This window comes from Pseudoalteromonas sp. RW-H-Ap-1, assembly GCF_048318575.1.
Lineage (GTDB): Bacteria > Pseudomonadota > Gammaproteobacteria > Enterobacterales > Alteromonadaceae > Pseudoalteromonas.
The window spans coordinates 487195-501877 of record NZ_CP166996.1 but is presented as its reverse complement, the minus strand read 5'-3'; the positions used below and the strand labels follow the sequence as shown (position 1 = coordinate 501877).

Here is a 14683-nt window from a genome sequence, read left to right as displayed (position 1 = left end):
CGAAATAAAAGCGCGCAGTTACACCCGTCAACGTCATGAATAGGTTCGCAGCAGTATGTAAAACAAGCACACATTTTCTCTTGAATCAAACGAGTAAGAACAACACTGATAAACCCTGTTAAATAGTGCTTCTTTCGCTTGTGTTACTTTTTAAGCCAAGACTTAACCTTACTCATGTGTGTGCGACTCACTGGTACACAGGTTTGATTTGACATTTTCAATGCCCCCTCTCGGTTCTTTTTTTCTAATGAGTGAATATGGGCTGTATTCACCCAATAGCTTCTGTGGGTTTGTCCAACTGCAAGCTCAGGCGACAGGGAACTAATATCGTCTATGGCATCTTTGAGGTTGTATAAAATTAAGTGACTTCCAGACTCAAGCACCACATTTAAATAATGTAACTCAGCTTTTAGGTATATAAGCTCTGAAATAGCATTAATGTTTGCCAGTTGTAAAAATTGTTGTGCACGGCTTTGTGCCTCTTCATTTGTTGAAAGTTCAACGGCATTGTTGCTGACTGCCTCTGTGGTCACTGATGGTGTTAATGCCCCACCAGTGTCACCGCTGCTTCCTTGATGTGAACCCACCCTCTCAGGTTGCTTCGTTGTGAAGACCATATTTGGCGTGTTTGGTTGTTGCACTTCAGGTGCTTGTTTATGGGTGGACTCAATTTTAAATCCGAGGACCCAAGGCAAATTAATCGCAATCCATGATATCAGCGCGGGGGGAACCATATTTTGCCACTCTTCGATTAAGGCGCTAATGCTGTAAGGTGTTTCTTGCTCTATATACACATCAAAAAGTAGTGATATTGGCACATAAAGTGTCACCGCAATTAATGCGCTAACAATCAGCTTAACAAAGTTATTTTGTTTGCTAAGCACACCTCTCATTAATGTATGTGTGGTGATAAAAAAACCTAACGCTAAAAAAACCTGTCCTTGCCAAACAATAAAATTCAACCAAAAAGGCAGTATATTGTCGTTATCTGAGACGCTTAAAATACACGCTAGAACAAAGCCAACACACAGAAAATAGCGCCATGGGCTTATCGCACCAAGCTGAAACTGCCCATCCATACAATAAACTGCCCATTCATACATAAATCAATAAGTTAATTAAACCAGAAATCATTTAAGCCGTAAATTATTGTTATTAAATAACGCATACAAAGGATGCAAAAATGACATTTACTAAATCAACAATCGCAGTTTTAGTGAGCACAATATGTACACACGCTTGGGCTCAAACAGACAACAGTCAAAACGAGATTGAAAGTATTACCGTGGTGGCTCCTCAGCCAGACGGCATTAAAATTAGTTCGAACAAATTATTAACACTACCCGGTACGGGCAACGATCCACTCAAAGGTTTAGAAGCTCTCCCAGGTGTTGTTTTAGCAACCCCTAATACTGGCGGCCCAGTAGCACAACCGGCTATTCGTGGCAGCTCAACTAACGACAACCTTTATCTAACAGATGGGTTAGAGATGGGGTATATTTTTCACAACGATGGTTTGAGTATTTATAACCCACTGCTTATTGAAAGCTTTGAGTTAAAAACAGGCGCATGGGCGAGCAACTATGCCAATGCAAATGGCGGGGTCATATTAACGCAATTAAGAGATCCAAACCCTGACATGCCAACCAATGTAATTGATTTGAGCTTTTTTCGCAGTGGCTTTTTATATGAACAAGCGATTTCGCCAGATGCCGCATTCTACGTTTCATTTAGAGAGAGTTTAGTGCACACCTACGTTGATAACTTTATCGAAGACGAAGACTTTTCATTTTCAGTGCCACCACGTAACAGGGATTACCAAGCAAAACTAATCTGGGATATAGATAACAATAATGTGTTACGTGCAACCGCCAGCGGCGCAAAAGATTACATTGAAATTGAATTTGATGCAGACGGCCGCGACATTGGTAAAAACCCTGATTTAGCTTCTGGCGAACGATACCAAAGTTATTTTCATAGCCAAGCAATCAGTTGGCAATACACTGGCGACAACCTCGAGTCAATCAGCAGTGTCAATGTATTAACGCAAAACCAGCAAGAGCGAGAAGGTGACATTTTTCGCTGGGATGCTGATATTACAAAAATAATTGTAAAATCAGATAACCAATATATTGCAGATTCATTCACTCTCGATTTTGGTATTCAACTCAAACAAAGTGAGATTGATTACGTAAGCAGTGGTCGGTTATTGCCATGCAACACTGAATTTGAAGTGTGCCCACCCAGCTATTTCAGCCCCACGTTTTCGCAGCAAGGCTCGTTTACTGTAAGAGATTATCATGCCTATGCATCACTCATGGGAGACATTTCGCCTCGCTGGGATTACAACATTGGTTTTGCGTACCTCGCAACGGATAGCAATTCACAACGTTATTTAGAGCCACGCGCACGTATAGGCTTTGATGTGAGCGATAAGCATAAACTCAACATTAGCTACGGTGTTCACCACACACTGGTTGATGACTACCAATATTTAATTCCTCAATATGGCGAATCCACACTTGAAGCCAGTGAATCGACTCATTACACGTTGAGCCTAGACTCAAACCTTGGTCAAGGACTCGGGTTAAAAACAGAGCTATTTTACAAAGAGCTAGATAACTTAATCGTTGCGAACCCTGATGCACAAAAGCGACATTTAACACAGAATGTGGCTGGCGCACCAACATTTGATGATGTCGCCAGTGGTGAATCGTACGGTATAGAGCTGCTGCTAAATAAGCAGTTATCTGAAGATTGGTATGGCTGGGCAAGCATTGCCTACAGTAAAACAGAGCGCGACAACCCATTAACCAATCAGCAATTTAACTCTGAGTTTGATTTACCTTGGGTTGCAAACCTCGTGCTAGATTATAAATGGAACGAAAATTGGCAAATTGGCGCGAAATGGCGTTTTCAAAGCGGGCGACGTTATACACAAGTGCAATCTGCGACTCCCTATACTGAAACTAATAATCAACCCCTCTTTTATATACCTCAATACGGCGAGTTTAATGCTGAGCAATGGGGAAACTATCACAGGCTTGATCTTCGCGCAGACTATCAAACCAAAGTGTTTGGTCTCGAATCGACTATTTATATCGAAGTGCTTAACGTTTACGGCTCAAAAACGGTGCAAGAACTTGAGTACAACATAGATTACAGTGATTTTGAAAAAGACTATCAATTTCCTGATATGCCGCTGCCTTCAATCGGGATTACGTTAAACTTTTAAGCACATACAATGAAGGCCGGTTAGTAATAAACCGGCATTCAAACATGAGGGTTCACTCAATTAAACAACCCCAAGAGCAACATCATTGTGGTCATTTGAATATTTAGAAAGGTCACCTCTTCTAGAACTGCCCCGTTAGCGTTAAAGAAAACCGGGGGCGCGTTCATTTGCACGCTGCTCTTGCCTTAAGTACTGGCTTTGCGTAAACAACCCTGTATGACGCGCTTTATTGACGGTGTATCGATCATTAAGAAGATTATCACCTTTGAAGCGCAGCTTTAAATGTTGCGAAATTTGATAATCAATAAAGGCATTTGCGGTGATTTTAGTATCAACATCGCCCTGATAGTCATAATAATAAAACGTATAACGACTTTTATCTTCGAGTGTTAAACTCATCGATAGTCCAGGTAAAATTTCGTTCTGGTTTAATTTTACCTGCCAAGCGTTTTTACTTACTCGCTCGATAGGCGCTTTCTCTGCGGTAAAAGGATGAATTACTTCGCTATCTCGCCACGTATAATTGGCACTGACCAAGGTGTTATTTAGTCCAAACGCTTCTAATCCAAAATATGTATCAAACTCAACACCGTACTCTGTTGCGCTATCGATATTACCGTCGCCAGAGCGCTTAGCCAATAAGACTTCATTAATTAAATCACTTATTTTATGGTAATAAGGCGTCACAATAAAACTACCTTCGGTTGATTGCCATTGCTTTTCAAACGCAACAGAGAACTCATCACGCACTTCAGGTTTTAAATCAGGGTTGGCTTCTTCAAGACGAGATTCATAACTATCAAACCATGGCACAAAATCTTTAAGGTCAAGTTGACTGACTGTTCGTTGGTAATTGAAACGCACCTGATAAATATCATTCAAATCATAGCGCAGATTTAAACGGGGTTTGAGGTAGTTAAATGTGCGCGATGTGTCACTGTTTACGTGCTGTAAGGTATTGGCTGTTACGGATAGGTCTGTTGCGACGTCAATCGTCGATCGTTCATATATTAAGGACGATTGTAGGTTTAACGTCGGTGAAATCGCAAAATTATAATTACTAAACCCTTCATAACGCGTTTCTTTAATGTCATTTAATTCGGTCGAATGATAAGCAGACCCCGCTTGACGAATAAACTGTAAATTTTCATCTAGCTGATTTATTGCCACCTCAAAGCCAGAATCAAACGTATGACTTTTGTTGAGCTTAAAGCGCCAATTAGTGCGCAGTACATTTTCTTTTGAGGTATAAATGCGTGGTAGCTGGTAATTTGGTTTAAATACTGCGCCATCTTGCGATACACGGTGCCAAATTTTGTCATCAGAATCTGCTTGATTACTAATAAATAACAACTTCAACTGATGAGCATCATTATAATCATGGGTAATATCACCGCTTACTTCCCACTTGTCTCTGCCCCAATCATACTCCAACTCTTTGCTTTGAAGTGTGTCTGAGGTTAAAAATTCACTGTTGTTCTCCGTAAGCGCATCAACGTTGATTTTTTCATAAATGGCAGTAAGTTGCATTGCGGTTTTATCTGAATATACATATTCTAACTTGGCAGATAACTGGCTCTCTTTGTAAATGTTCTCGCGTAGACGAACATTTGTTTGCGTATCAACATCCGCAGGAGAGGTAAACTGCTCTTGTGAGCTTATTTCAGCCGGATAAACAGCATGGTTTAAGCCTATTCTGTATTTTAAATTGCCTTTACTCGCACTGTAAGTCAAAGAGCCTGTGGTATGTGCCTTGATATTCGCTGTTTTAACCGTGCCTAACGTCCAAAGAATCGATGAATCTATGTCTTGTTTCAGTACCACATTAATCACTAATCCATTACTTTGCACATCTAAATCAGAGCGCGTCCCGCGAATCAGTTCGATGTACTCTACGTCCTTCGCTTGAATACTATTGAGCTCCTTCTCAAGGCTATTCTCTTTACCCGACATCCGCTTACTGTTTATCAAAATTTGATCGCCGGACGATCCAAAACCACGATTGTTTGATGTGCTGTTCATTTTGCTTAAAAGGCTATTTGCACCAGGGGTATTTTCTAGAATGTCATATAACGTTTGTGGCTCCAACGCCATAAAGGTAATTGCTTCATACCGCTCAATATTGACAATAGATTCATTCGCAGCACTGATGGTAGAAAAACCAATTAGCATACTTGAGCCGCCAATCAACACGGCGGATAAAATAGCATGCTGCAACGCAGAGCGTTTATATAATATATTTGGTTGAGTAACGCGGTGTGTCATTGTTAAGTCCCTGTCATTAAATTAGGGTTATCTTAATCAACCGGCACATCCTCAAATAGGCACAAAAGGTAAAACTAACGCAACGAAAGTTTTACAAAACTTTGCATTTGAAGGGATAAAAGGGTGATATAGTCCAGCTAGGATAAGTAAAGGATTTAAAACAATAATATGAATATTAAACCCACACTGCTCATCATCGAAGATGAACCGAGTATTTTACGTGGCCTTACGGATCTATTTGTATTTCATGGTTTTGATGTTGAAAGTGAAATAGACGGAAAAAAAGGACTCATCCGCGCGCTAGAAAAGCAATACAGTTGTATTCTTTTAGATGTCATGCTGCCATCAATGAATGGTTTTGAGATATGCAACGCCATTAGACAGCAATCTCAGGTGCAACCAATTTTAATGTTAACAGCAAAAAATACTGAGGAAGATATTATCAATGGCCTCACCTTGGGCGCTGATGATTATTTGGCAAAACCGTTTTCAACGTCTGAATTGGTGTTACGAGTCACCGCTTTAATTAGGCGGTCAGGTTTGTCTAGCACTAACAACACACTCAACATTAGCAAGCATGTGAGTATTTGCATGCAAAAATTAACCGGCACATCTCATCAAAAAGCCATGCGTTATACGCGTCGCGAAGTGAATATTTTAACCTACTTAAATCAACAAAAAGCCCCCGTATCACGCGATGAACTTCTAAGAGAGGTGTGGGGATATAAATCAACTGACTGCCTAGACACCCGCACGGTAGATATTCATATCGCTAAAATAAGAAAAAAATTGAACGCGACCCGAAGACACCTGAGCACCTCGTTACGTTAAGAGGCGAAGGGTATCAGCTTTTTAGCGGCCAATTGTAATATGAAACCCTTTTTTTAAATAAACGACTATTAAATTACCAGCAACGCGTTAACCGCCTGCGCGGCTTTACGCTTATTTGCTTATTCCTTTTATTAGTACCGATTAGCATGGTGTTCATTAAAGGTTATTATCAATTTGAAAAAGACCTGATAACTGAGTATGAAGATAAAACCGAAGAAATAACCTCGCAACTCAACTTACGGCTATTTAAACGGGTGGTTTTTGACAATGCAATAAGTACATTCGCATTTGATTACTACCAACATATTTATAACCCGGCCAATAAACACGTCAGCAAAGAAAAATCGCCGCTTTCAGATCTCGCGTACAATACGCGATACGAAGGGCTATTAGGTTATTTTCAAATTGATCAAGAGGGCCAATTCAACAGCCCGGTCTGGCCTAATGTTATTCACAATACGCAAAATTTAATGACCCCTCAAGATGACGACGACACAAAAAAAGAAAAAACCTCGCATCAAAGTTATATACGATTACTACCAAGTCAAAAGAACTAAAAGGCCTTATCGATAACAAGCTTGCAGCTAATAATGAGAAATTTCTCTTATTCTCTGATGTACCTGGACACCTAATTTTTTACCGTGTCGTTGAAGTAAATAATACCCAAAAGCTTCAAGGTTATGTAATCGATGTCAGCGTTTATTTAAATAATCAAATTAAAAACATGCTAGCCACAGTGCAGTTTAACAACACTATTGCGATTACATTAAGGTCTATGTTAACAAGCTTAGATGAAGCCTATTTTATATATCAGGGTCATGTACAAAGCCAAGCAACGATAACCCAACCAATGCAATTATCGCCTTTGTTTAATCAACAGGTCATAAACAAACATGAATTACGCTGGCCTTTTAAAGACCACCAACTGATGTATTCAACCTCAAAGCTTATTTTACCCACTGCTGCCACATATAACTTGGGTCTCATGATGCTGTTGATACTTGGCATCGTTATTGGCTGCTATGGCTTTTACCGTTTAGGGGTTAAACAACTTAAGCTTGCAGAGCAGCAACTTAACTTTGTTTCCTCTGTGAGTCATGAACTTAAGACACCTTTGACATCTATTCGTATGTATTCGGAAATGCTTAAGTCTGGCATGGTGCCATCAGAACAATATAAGTTAGATTATTACGACTTTATACACTGTGAAAGTGAACGTCTCTCGCGTTTAATTGATAATATATTGCAACTGTCAAAGCTTAATCAACCACAACAGTGTGTTGAAGCGCACTACACCAAACTCAGTATTCTTATCAACATCATTGAATCGAAAGTATCGTCGTTACTAATTAACAGCGACTTTAAAATAAATATTTCAAGTGAGTTTACCCAACCCGATCACGCCTTACTGTTGGTTGACCTAGATGCATTTTCACAAGTCATCATTAATATTACCGATAACGCGATTAAGTTTTTTGACAGTGAAAAAATACACGATTACAGGCGTAAAAAAGTAGACATCCATTTCAAACCGGACGCTAAAAATAAAGACTTTATTGAGATGGAATTTCGTGATTATGGAGAGGGAATTAGTGCTAAACAAGAAAGCAAAATCTTCGAATTATTCTATCGCGGAGGTTCAGAGCTGACTCGCTCAACACAAGGTACCGGAATCGGGCTTGCACTCGTTAATGAACTTGTATTAGCGCAGCAAGGCACGATTGAAGCGCACTCCGTGTCGCCGGGTTTATCAATAAAGATACGCTTTAAAAGTAAAATCCAGTAAGCTTTTGCCCCTTTTAAAGGGGCGGTTTTACGCCTCTTGGTTTGCGTTCAAGTGTTAAGTGGCTGCTTAGCGGAGTCTAAACACTTCAATTTTTCAAAATACTGATATGCTTATATTCATATTTGAGTGTAGCTAAGGTAAACACCATGAAATTACCCCTGTCTTGTGATGCCCATTATTACTCACACTTCATGTCTACAGCGCAAAGTGAAACACTTTTTAAGTGGCTGAGGAGCAACTATGATCTCGAAGAGCCTGAGGTTATAGATTTCCCCGATGGATCACAAAAACCTATTTTACCGTGGCGAATGATTTTTTTAGACTCACAACTTGCTAAATCGGGTAGTTTCTCCTTGCATCATGGCAGACAAACAAAGAGCTTCCCACTGCTTGAAGAGTTACGTCAGCAAATCACTGAACGCACCGGTTGTAATTTGGCTGTCGCGGTATGTTTGTACTACCCCAATGGGCAAGAAAGCTTAGGCTTTCATAGTGACTTACCCGCATTTGGTTCTACAGATCTAATTGCTTCGATCAGTATTGGGGCTCAGCGTAAGTTTTTAATTCGCTCAAAAACCACCCCGCATAAACACTATAATATCACGTTAGAAAATGGTTCTTTATTACTGGTGGGCAAAGGCTTTCAAGATGATTATGAACATGCAATTGCCAAAGGTGATAACACAATAGGACCTAGGTTTAACATCTCTTTTAGACGCTTTGGCAATAGCAAAACATAAGTAGCTTAGTGAAAAAGCGTAAAGTAAATAAAGGAATCATCCATTAGACAACTTCGCTCATCAACTGACTTTAAAGCGATTGAAAATAGATAAGATGTGCCTACTTTTGATCAAGACTAGACAAAAACATACTTTTAGGTACCTTATTCTTAGTCATAACTTTATGGTATATACCGTCGTTTATACCTAAATCGATAGCTTTATTTACAACCCCCTTGCGTTCAAACTTTTAGGGATGTCTTTTGCAAATGCAATATGAATTGAACGTTTCTCAATGACATCAGAATCAAATGATATTTTGTTCTTAAATTCAACTAATTCAGTACTCAACAAGTACTTGCCATAACTCTGCGACATAATAAGGCGGTCTATTTTTTGATTATAAAGTAGTTTAAACCCTTGTTGAGCAGTGGCAACTTCTAACAACTCATAAGTATGATAACCCGTTAATATTTTGTCGTGCACACCTAAACGAACACTCGCAATAACATTTTCTTCGTCTTTTCTATCTTTATGATAAAAAGCACCAAATGCCCCCATACCAATTGGGTTTGACAATACCGCCCACTGCTCTCTTCCTGGTAGATTAGCCGCTAAAAATAAACCGTCAGCTTTTCCTGACTGAGTATAATAGTTTGCTCTTGCCCAAGGTAAAACAATGGCATCCACTTCATACCCTAATTTAGCTAAGCTTTGATTTAAAAATTGCCAACTCGCACGATAGATTGGGTAATTTTCCTGCAGCATTTTTTCATGATCATGGCCAACTGCAAACGTAATAGTTTTATCTTTTTCGCTGGCATTTAACAAGCCGATATTACAGCAGAAAATGCAAAAAAGAATGAGAGTTCTACGAATCATAGTAATCTCTTTTTAAAGGGGAATTTTTAAATTATATAAGATTTAAAAATAAAAGTTATATTTAAAGTGCTTGCTAATAACATAATAGGCATAAGCTATTTCAGTAAGGGGCCGCCCTTTAGTCTGTATCGATTAATTACACCCTAAATTTCACAAAAACGGGAAGTGAATTTATCACTATGTTTCAATAATCTGCCTGTAATCAGTCACCTCTAAAAAATTACGAAAGGCCTCCAATAAAGAGCTTAGCTTTATTTTCAGTTGGTGCCCCATTTAATTGTTGGGTTGAAATAAAACACTTGGACTTTGTGAATAAAAAATCAAGGAAAAACCGCGGCCAACTTGCACGGTATTTTACAATGGTGAACCCCTTTGTGGTTTTACTAAATAAAGCCTCAAATCCCAATAAAAGGAGAAACTAGAGACAGATGCAAGCCATAACGGTAAAACCAACCCAACACCGTTCAGCAAGCCGAGGAATAAGAAACACACCAAAGGTGATAATTAAATCTTGTGCAGCGTAAACAGTCCTATATTCACGGCACTAGGGATCCAAATAGCTAATTGAGACTTTAATACTTGTGTTTCTATATTCATTTTATCTGAACAATAGGCGACAGCCTCTTTGTAACAACGCTGATCTTTTTTTAGCTGAAGTAAGAAATCGGTTTGCCAGTCGTTTAACATAGTGACTTTTAAACGGTATTGGTGGCGTGATATAGCAATATACGTTTGCGCTGGTGTGGGCACAAGAGATGACTTACCTTGCTCAAGCTCAGCGACTAAAGGCAGTAAAGGATAATCGCTTTGAATAAGCTGTACGGAGTCAGGTACTGCTATTATAAAGTCTTGCGCAATACCGCAAAGTAGCTCAATTTCGCTAATGGACAGAGCTTCATGTGCTGTTTCGGGCCCTGGCTTCAAAAGTGTTAATGCTTTTGCTCTTTCAAATTTAGCCAGTTCTGCGGGTAGACAAAACATAGCTTGCTGATGCGGGCTAAAATCGCCTGTGGGTTTTGTGTGCGCTAAAAAATCAGCGAAGCGCGAGCCTAGCTGGTGCATAGTCCAAGACTCTGATGGCAAGGTGACAATAAAAGCTTTAGCGAAGGTATCAAATACTTCCTTACCCATGAACTGGCAAAGTAGTGCAAACTCCCCCTTAGGCACTCTACTAAACGCATCACATAACCTGCAGCATAGATGTCGACCCTTCGCATGGCATTAAGTGTGTCACTGCTTTTAACACACTTATATAAAGTTAAGCCTTGTGAAGCAGCAGTATTAAGCTTTTGTGGCAAATCACCTCGCACCATTAAAACGGTGCTAAGCCACTGCTGGGTTTGTATTAAGTCTGGTGTTTTCATTGATCTAACTCTACTCGCTTAGACATGGTGTGGCGTGCCGCATCTAAACGCTCGTTAACTATGGGGGTTGAAAGCGCGTTAGTGTTAATAATCGTATTTTGTTCCGGGATATGACCTGCTAGTACCAGCTTTGCTTTGTTTAACTCTCCAACCAGCTCAGAAAAACTGGGAATATTGGCATCCCACTCAAGTAAGGTCGAAGTCCCCCCAGTTAAGCGCTGCGCCAATTGGTAAAGCTGCCAAACCTTATAGGGCACAGGCTGGTCATGAGTGTCTATCAAACAGTCTCCACAATCACTAGGGCCTGCAAGGTGTATTTGAACAATGTGATCGAGGGGTAATTGGCGAATAAATTGCTCGGCGTCAAAACCATGATTAAAACTACTAACAAAAACATTATTTACATCTAATAACATACCGCATCCTGTTGCTTTGACGAGCTCACAAAAAAACGCGCTTTCAGTGAAAGTAGAGTGTTGAAATTCAAGATAAGTTGACGGGTTTTCAAGCACTAAAGGCCTCTCTAAAAAGTCTTGTACTTGATCAACGCGGTCAATAACGTGCTGTAAACTTTCATCAGTTAGCGGCATTGGTAGCAAGTCGTGACTATTTAAACCAGCAAGGCCTGTCCAGCATAGATGATCAGAAATAAGTTGAGGGTTAACAAACTCACCTAACTCTTTGAGCTTGCGTAAGTATTCAAAGTTAATTGGATCGCTACTACCAATATTCATTGATACGCCATGCATAACTAGCGGGTATTGTTCCTTTAATTTATCGAGCACATACCGACCATATCCGTGATTATCTATATAGTTTTCACTGATGATTTCAAACCAATCAACACCAAGTGAGGTATCGTGTTCCAAATGGGACATAATATAAGGATAATGCTGACTTCTGAGGCCAACACCAAACCCAAGATCAGTTAGCTTTTCGATTGCGGACGCAGCAAAATCCTGCGTCCGTGTTAGATTTGTCATACGCTCTTTCCTATCAAGTTGAAGGAGGAAGTGCTAAACGAATATCTGAAGGCGTTGGCTGCTCGGGCGGTTTACCGTTTTCATCCAACAAGCTATTCGCATTACTGTAAGCTTGCCAAGCGATGTTGTATACAGCGTCACCTTTTTTATAAGGCATTAATATGCACTCATCTGACTTATCCGTGGGAGCGGCTTGGCTTTTTGGGTCAGTATAGTCTATTGCTGAGAAGCTATTATCTTTAAGGTTAAACTTAAATAACTGCATATCGTATTCTTGGTCATCACCAGAAAGCTCCGGGAAAAGTTGAGACGCCGATATAGGCACCGCACAACCGCCCAAGTTATTACACTTGTTATCGGCTGGTGCACTTTTTGGCCCGCTCGATACACTGCCACCACAGCTGCCACCTGGCGTTGTGCTATGCACAAAACCACAACCTCCTTGCGCTTTACAATCATTACTACCTTTACAGCTGTGATATACCTCAGGAGGTGGTAAATCATTAGTGCCGATGTTGGTATAACTCATCCCTTGGCAAGCATGATAAAGCGTGTCCGCACTTTGTGGGTCGATACCGCTCACTAAATCTGGTGCTATTCCTGTGGTTGCCCAGCAGATCGAAATTCTATCTCCAGAACCTCCCATTGCGGGACCCGGGAACTCGTTAGTTTTACCCGACCAATAGCGATCTAGCGCTGTTGTGAGCCCTTTAATTGTACCTACCGCTGAACTACTAAATAACTTATGAGTATCACCGATATGAGTCGTGAGCCGCAGACTATTGAGCGCTTGCACTACGCTTGCTACCTCTGGGAGTTGCGGATTAGTCGCATGTGCTATATCGCCCCCTTTGGGGTCTAATAAATCGTCACTCCAAGTGTTACCGTCAGCAAACCATGTAGGCCATGTCATGTAGCGTTCACTAAAGTTTGATGAAGGGGATTCAAAGTCAACGATCAGCTTCAGCGTATCGGTGAAAATTTGAAAGTGATCTTTATATTTATTGGTGATCCGTGCACATGCTGAGCCTGATATAGGACCTTCACTGCAGCTTGCTGGATAATCCGCTTTTAATGCTTCAGCGCTTGGTTGGAACTTTTCTTCGACTGTACTCGGGTGAGCATCGTTTGATGGCGACTCCTTAGAAGCAAGAAAGTTTTGCGCCCATTTCTCATTAGCCCAACGTTTACAAAGCATGTCAGCCACACCATCACCTTCACCTTGATCCGTAATGGCATTCACATTGTTCATTAAGGCTTCTTTGAGAGCTGTATGATCTGAATTTACGTTGAGCGAACCCATAATGCCCGGAAATTGTGCTTGATATTCATCATTTCCAGCGCGCTCATTGAAGTAGTCGCGTTGGATAGTTGCGTAATCTAACAAACTAGTTCCATCGTCATATTGGATCTGAATATAATCCCAATAACTTAAGTACATGTGCCCAATTGAACCAAATAGCGGCAAGTCACTTTCCTTGTAATTCGGTTTCCACCAATCATAGGGGGCTTGTTCAAAGTATTTTGGTCGTTGTGTATTTGCGTTTGGTTTTAAAAACTCTGGTTGAATAATTTTGTGAGCATTTTCTTCAGTCTCTTCTATCAACATAAATAGCAGCGTTTGCTCTTTACTGAGTTCTGTTGCATTAACACGTAAATCTTGTAGCGTTTTATTGGGAAAAATTTGTTTGAAATAAGCTTGAACCGCAGGGCTCAATTTAGATAAATCGGTAGTACAGTCCGCAAAGTTCAAAATATGTGGAATGCTACTTTTGTTGTTGTAGCACTTCCAACCATATTTTTCGTCAATTAACGCCTGACTAGTAAAGCTCGGTGTGAGGCCCAATTTACTTGCCATATTTGAGGCCAGTTGTAGATGCAGCATTTCTTCAATAAAAACACTATATACCCCGTTGAACACTTGTTGATTAACAGACAGTTCATATTTTTTGGCTGGTTTATTTGCATCATCACTGTTTCCAGCTGAGGTGTCGGTGTCAAACAAAGCAGTTAAGTTAACATCATACTGATTACGTCTTATTTCAGGAATGTAACCAGCCGTAGGACCAAGCCCTGGCCAATAACGGCCGGGATATAGGTTCGACGAGTCTGCAATTTGGTGTGTCCCTTGAATCGAGTAGAGGCCGCTCATATAAAGCGGGATTGTAAATAATTCGACGTTAATTGCAGCCTGTGCAATTGCTCTCAGACAAGATAAATCAGCCGCTTTATACTTGCTATCACGCACTTTAATTTTTTGCTTTTGCGCACTGCTGAGAAGAATATTAGCATCAATTTCTGTATCTACTGCTACCGACGGGCCCGTTTTGTTTTGCACATTCATAATTTGCTCCTTTGTGACGGTGAACGTTGTGCAATATCGCTGGCTTAAATAAAAATAAGTTAGGATCTTGGTTGGTTTTCCAAGACACCTTAAAGATTTAAGCTAGTTGATGTAGGTGAGCGATGGACACTCTTTATAAAGATAGCTGAAGACAAGCGTAAAAATATTACACAGCATTACATAACGCTATAAATGCATGTGTTGCTAGAAGTAAAAATAGAAAAAAGCATAGGGTCACTAATAATTGCAACCCTGACGAGTTTTTGTATTGAGT

General features: G+C 40.2%; 11 protein-coding genes. 5 read left to right on the top strand and 6 right to left on the bottom strand.

The annotated features are described in order from the left end of the window. Positions 1–143: 143 nt before the first annotated feature. Positions 144–1079 carry a LytTR family DNA-binding domain-containing protein gene (locus AB8618_RS02340; RefSeq protein ID WP_409424688.1) on the bottom strand — a complete coding sequence of 312 codons (936 nt, stop codon included), beginning with the start codon at positions 1077–1079 and terminating at the stop codon, positions 144–146. A gap of 104 nt (positions 1080–1183) precedes the next feature. On the opposite strand from AB8618_RS02340, the gene AB8618_RS02335 reads away from it, so the two are divergent. Continuing rightward, positions 1184–3235: a TonB-dependent receptor plug domain-containing protein gene (locus AB8618_RS02335; protein ID WP_409424687.1), complete on the top strand. Its 2052-nt coding sequence runs from the start codon at positions 1184–1186 to the stop codon at positions 3233–3235. A gap of 141 nt (positions 3236–3376) precedes the next feature. Here AB8618_RS02335 and AB8618_RS02330 read toward each other — a convergent pair whose 3' ends face one another. Continuing rightward, entirely contained in the window at positions 3377–5500 is a 2124-nt protein-coding gene (locus AB8618_RS02330) for a TonB-dependent receptor plug domain-containing protein (protein ID WP_409424686.1), read from the bottom strand. Between the two features lie 168 nt (positions 5501–5668). On the opposite strand from AB8618_RS02330, the gene AB8618_RS02325 reads away from it, so the two are divergent. The 4 genes from AB8618_RS02325 to AB8618_RS02310 all read left to right on the top strand — a co-directional run bounded on the left by AB8618_RS02325 (position 5669) and on the right by AB8618_RS02310 (position 8857). Then, a complete protein-coding gene (locus AB8618_RS02325; protein WP_409424685.1) occupies positions 5669–6331 on the top strand; it encodes a response regulator transcription factor in 663 nt (220 codons plus the stop codon). A gap of 146 nt (positions 6332–6477) precedes the next feature. After that, positions 6478–6888, top strand: a complete 411-nt coding sequence (locus tag AB8618_RS02320; protein ID WP_409424684.1) for a hypothetical protein — start codon at positions 6478–6480, stop codon at positions 6886–6888. Positions 6889–7106: 218 nt separating this feature from the next. Then, positions 7107–8117, top strand: coding sequence for a sensor histidine kinase (locus tag AB8618_RS02315; RefSeq protein WP_418157330.1), 1011 nt, complete (start codon positions 7107–7109; stop codon positions 8115–8117). Positions 8118–8263: 146 nt separating this feature from the next. Beyond that, the gene (locus AB8618_RS02310) at positions 8264–8857 is read left to right on the top strand and encodes an alpha-ketoglutarate-dependent dioxygenase AlkB (RefSeq protein WP_409424682.1); all 594 of its coding nucleotides are present in this window, start codon (positions 8264–8266) and stop codon (positions 8855–8857) included. Positions 8858–9061: 204 nt separating this feature from the next. On the opposite strand, the gene AB8618_RS02305 is transcribed toward AB8618_RS02310, so the two are convergent. From AB8618_RS02305 to AB8618_RS02290, 4 genes are all read right to left on the bottom strand, one after another. Beyond that, positions 9062–9718, bottom strand: a complete 657-nt coding sequence (locus AB8618_RS02305; protein WP_409424681.1) for a substrate-binding periplasmic protein — start codon at positions 9716–9718, stop codon at positions 9062–9064. A 504-nt stretch (positions 9719–10222) separates the two neighbouring features. After that, the gene (locus AB8618_RS02300; RefSeq protein ID WP_409424680.1) at positions 10223–10849 is read right to left on the bottom strand and encodes a DUF2063 domain-containing protein; all 627 of its coding nucleotides are present in this window, start codon (positions 10847–10849) and stop codon (positions 10223–10225) included. Between the two features lie 229 nt (positions 10850–11078). Further along, positions 11079–12065, bottom strand: coding sequence for a DUF692 domain-containing protein (locus tag AB8618_RS02295; RefSeq protein ID WP_138608981.1), 987 nt, complete (start codon positions 12063–12065; stop codon positions 11079–11081). 13 nt (positions 12066–12078) lie between these two features. Further along, positions 12079–14409 (bottom strand): ferritin-like domain-containing protein, encoded by a 2331-nt coding sequence (locus AB8618_RS02290; protein WP_409424679.1) that lies wholly within the window; start codon positions 14407–14409, stop codon positions 12079–12081. Positions 14410–14683: the final 274 nt, after the last annotated feature.

Coding starts and splice junctions, on each gene's coding strand:
- AB8618_RS02290 (WP_409424679.1), bottom strand. CDS start 14,409: ATGAATGTGCAAAACAAAACGGGCCCGTCGGTAGCAGTAGATACAGAA.
- AB8618_RS02305 (WP_409424681.1), bottom strand. CDS start 9,718: ATGATTCGTAGAACTCTCATTCTTTTTTGCATTTTCTGCTGTAATATC.
- AB8618_RS02325 (WP_409424685.1), top strand. CDS start 5,669: ATGAATATTAAACCCACACTGCTCATCATCGAAGATGAACCGAGTATT.
- AB8618_RS02320 (WP_409424684.1), top strand. CDS start 6,478: ATGGTGTTCATTAAAGGTTATTATCAATTTGAAAAAGACCTGATAACT.
- AB8618_RS02340 (WP_409424688.1), bottom strand. CDS start 1,079: ATGGATGGGCAGTTTCAGCTTGGTGCGATAAGCCCATGGCGCTATTTT.
- AB8618_RS02295 (WP_138608981.1), bottom strand. CDS start 12,065: ATGACAAATCTAACACGGACGCAGGATTTTGCTGCGTCCGCAATCGAA.
- AB8618_RS02300 (WP_409424680.1), bottom strand. CDS start 10,849: ATGGGTAAGGAAGTATTTGATACCTTCGCTAAAGCTTTTATTGTCACC.
- AB8618_RS02335 (WP_409424687.1), top strand. CDS start 1,184: ATGACATTTACTAAATCAACAATCGCAGTTTTAGTGAGCACAATATGT.
- AB8618_RS02310 (WP_409424682.1), top strand. CDS start 8,264: ATGAAATTACCCCTGTCTTGTGATGCCCATTATTACTCACACTTCATG.
- AB8618_RS02330 (WP_409424686.1), bottom strand. CDS start 5,500: ATGACACACCGCGTTACTCAACCAAATATATTATATAAACGCTCTGCG.
- AB8618_RS02315 (WP_418157330.1), top strand. CDS start 7,107: ATGTTAACAAGCTTAGATGAAGCCTATTTTATATATCAGGGTCATGTA.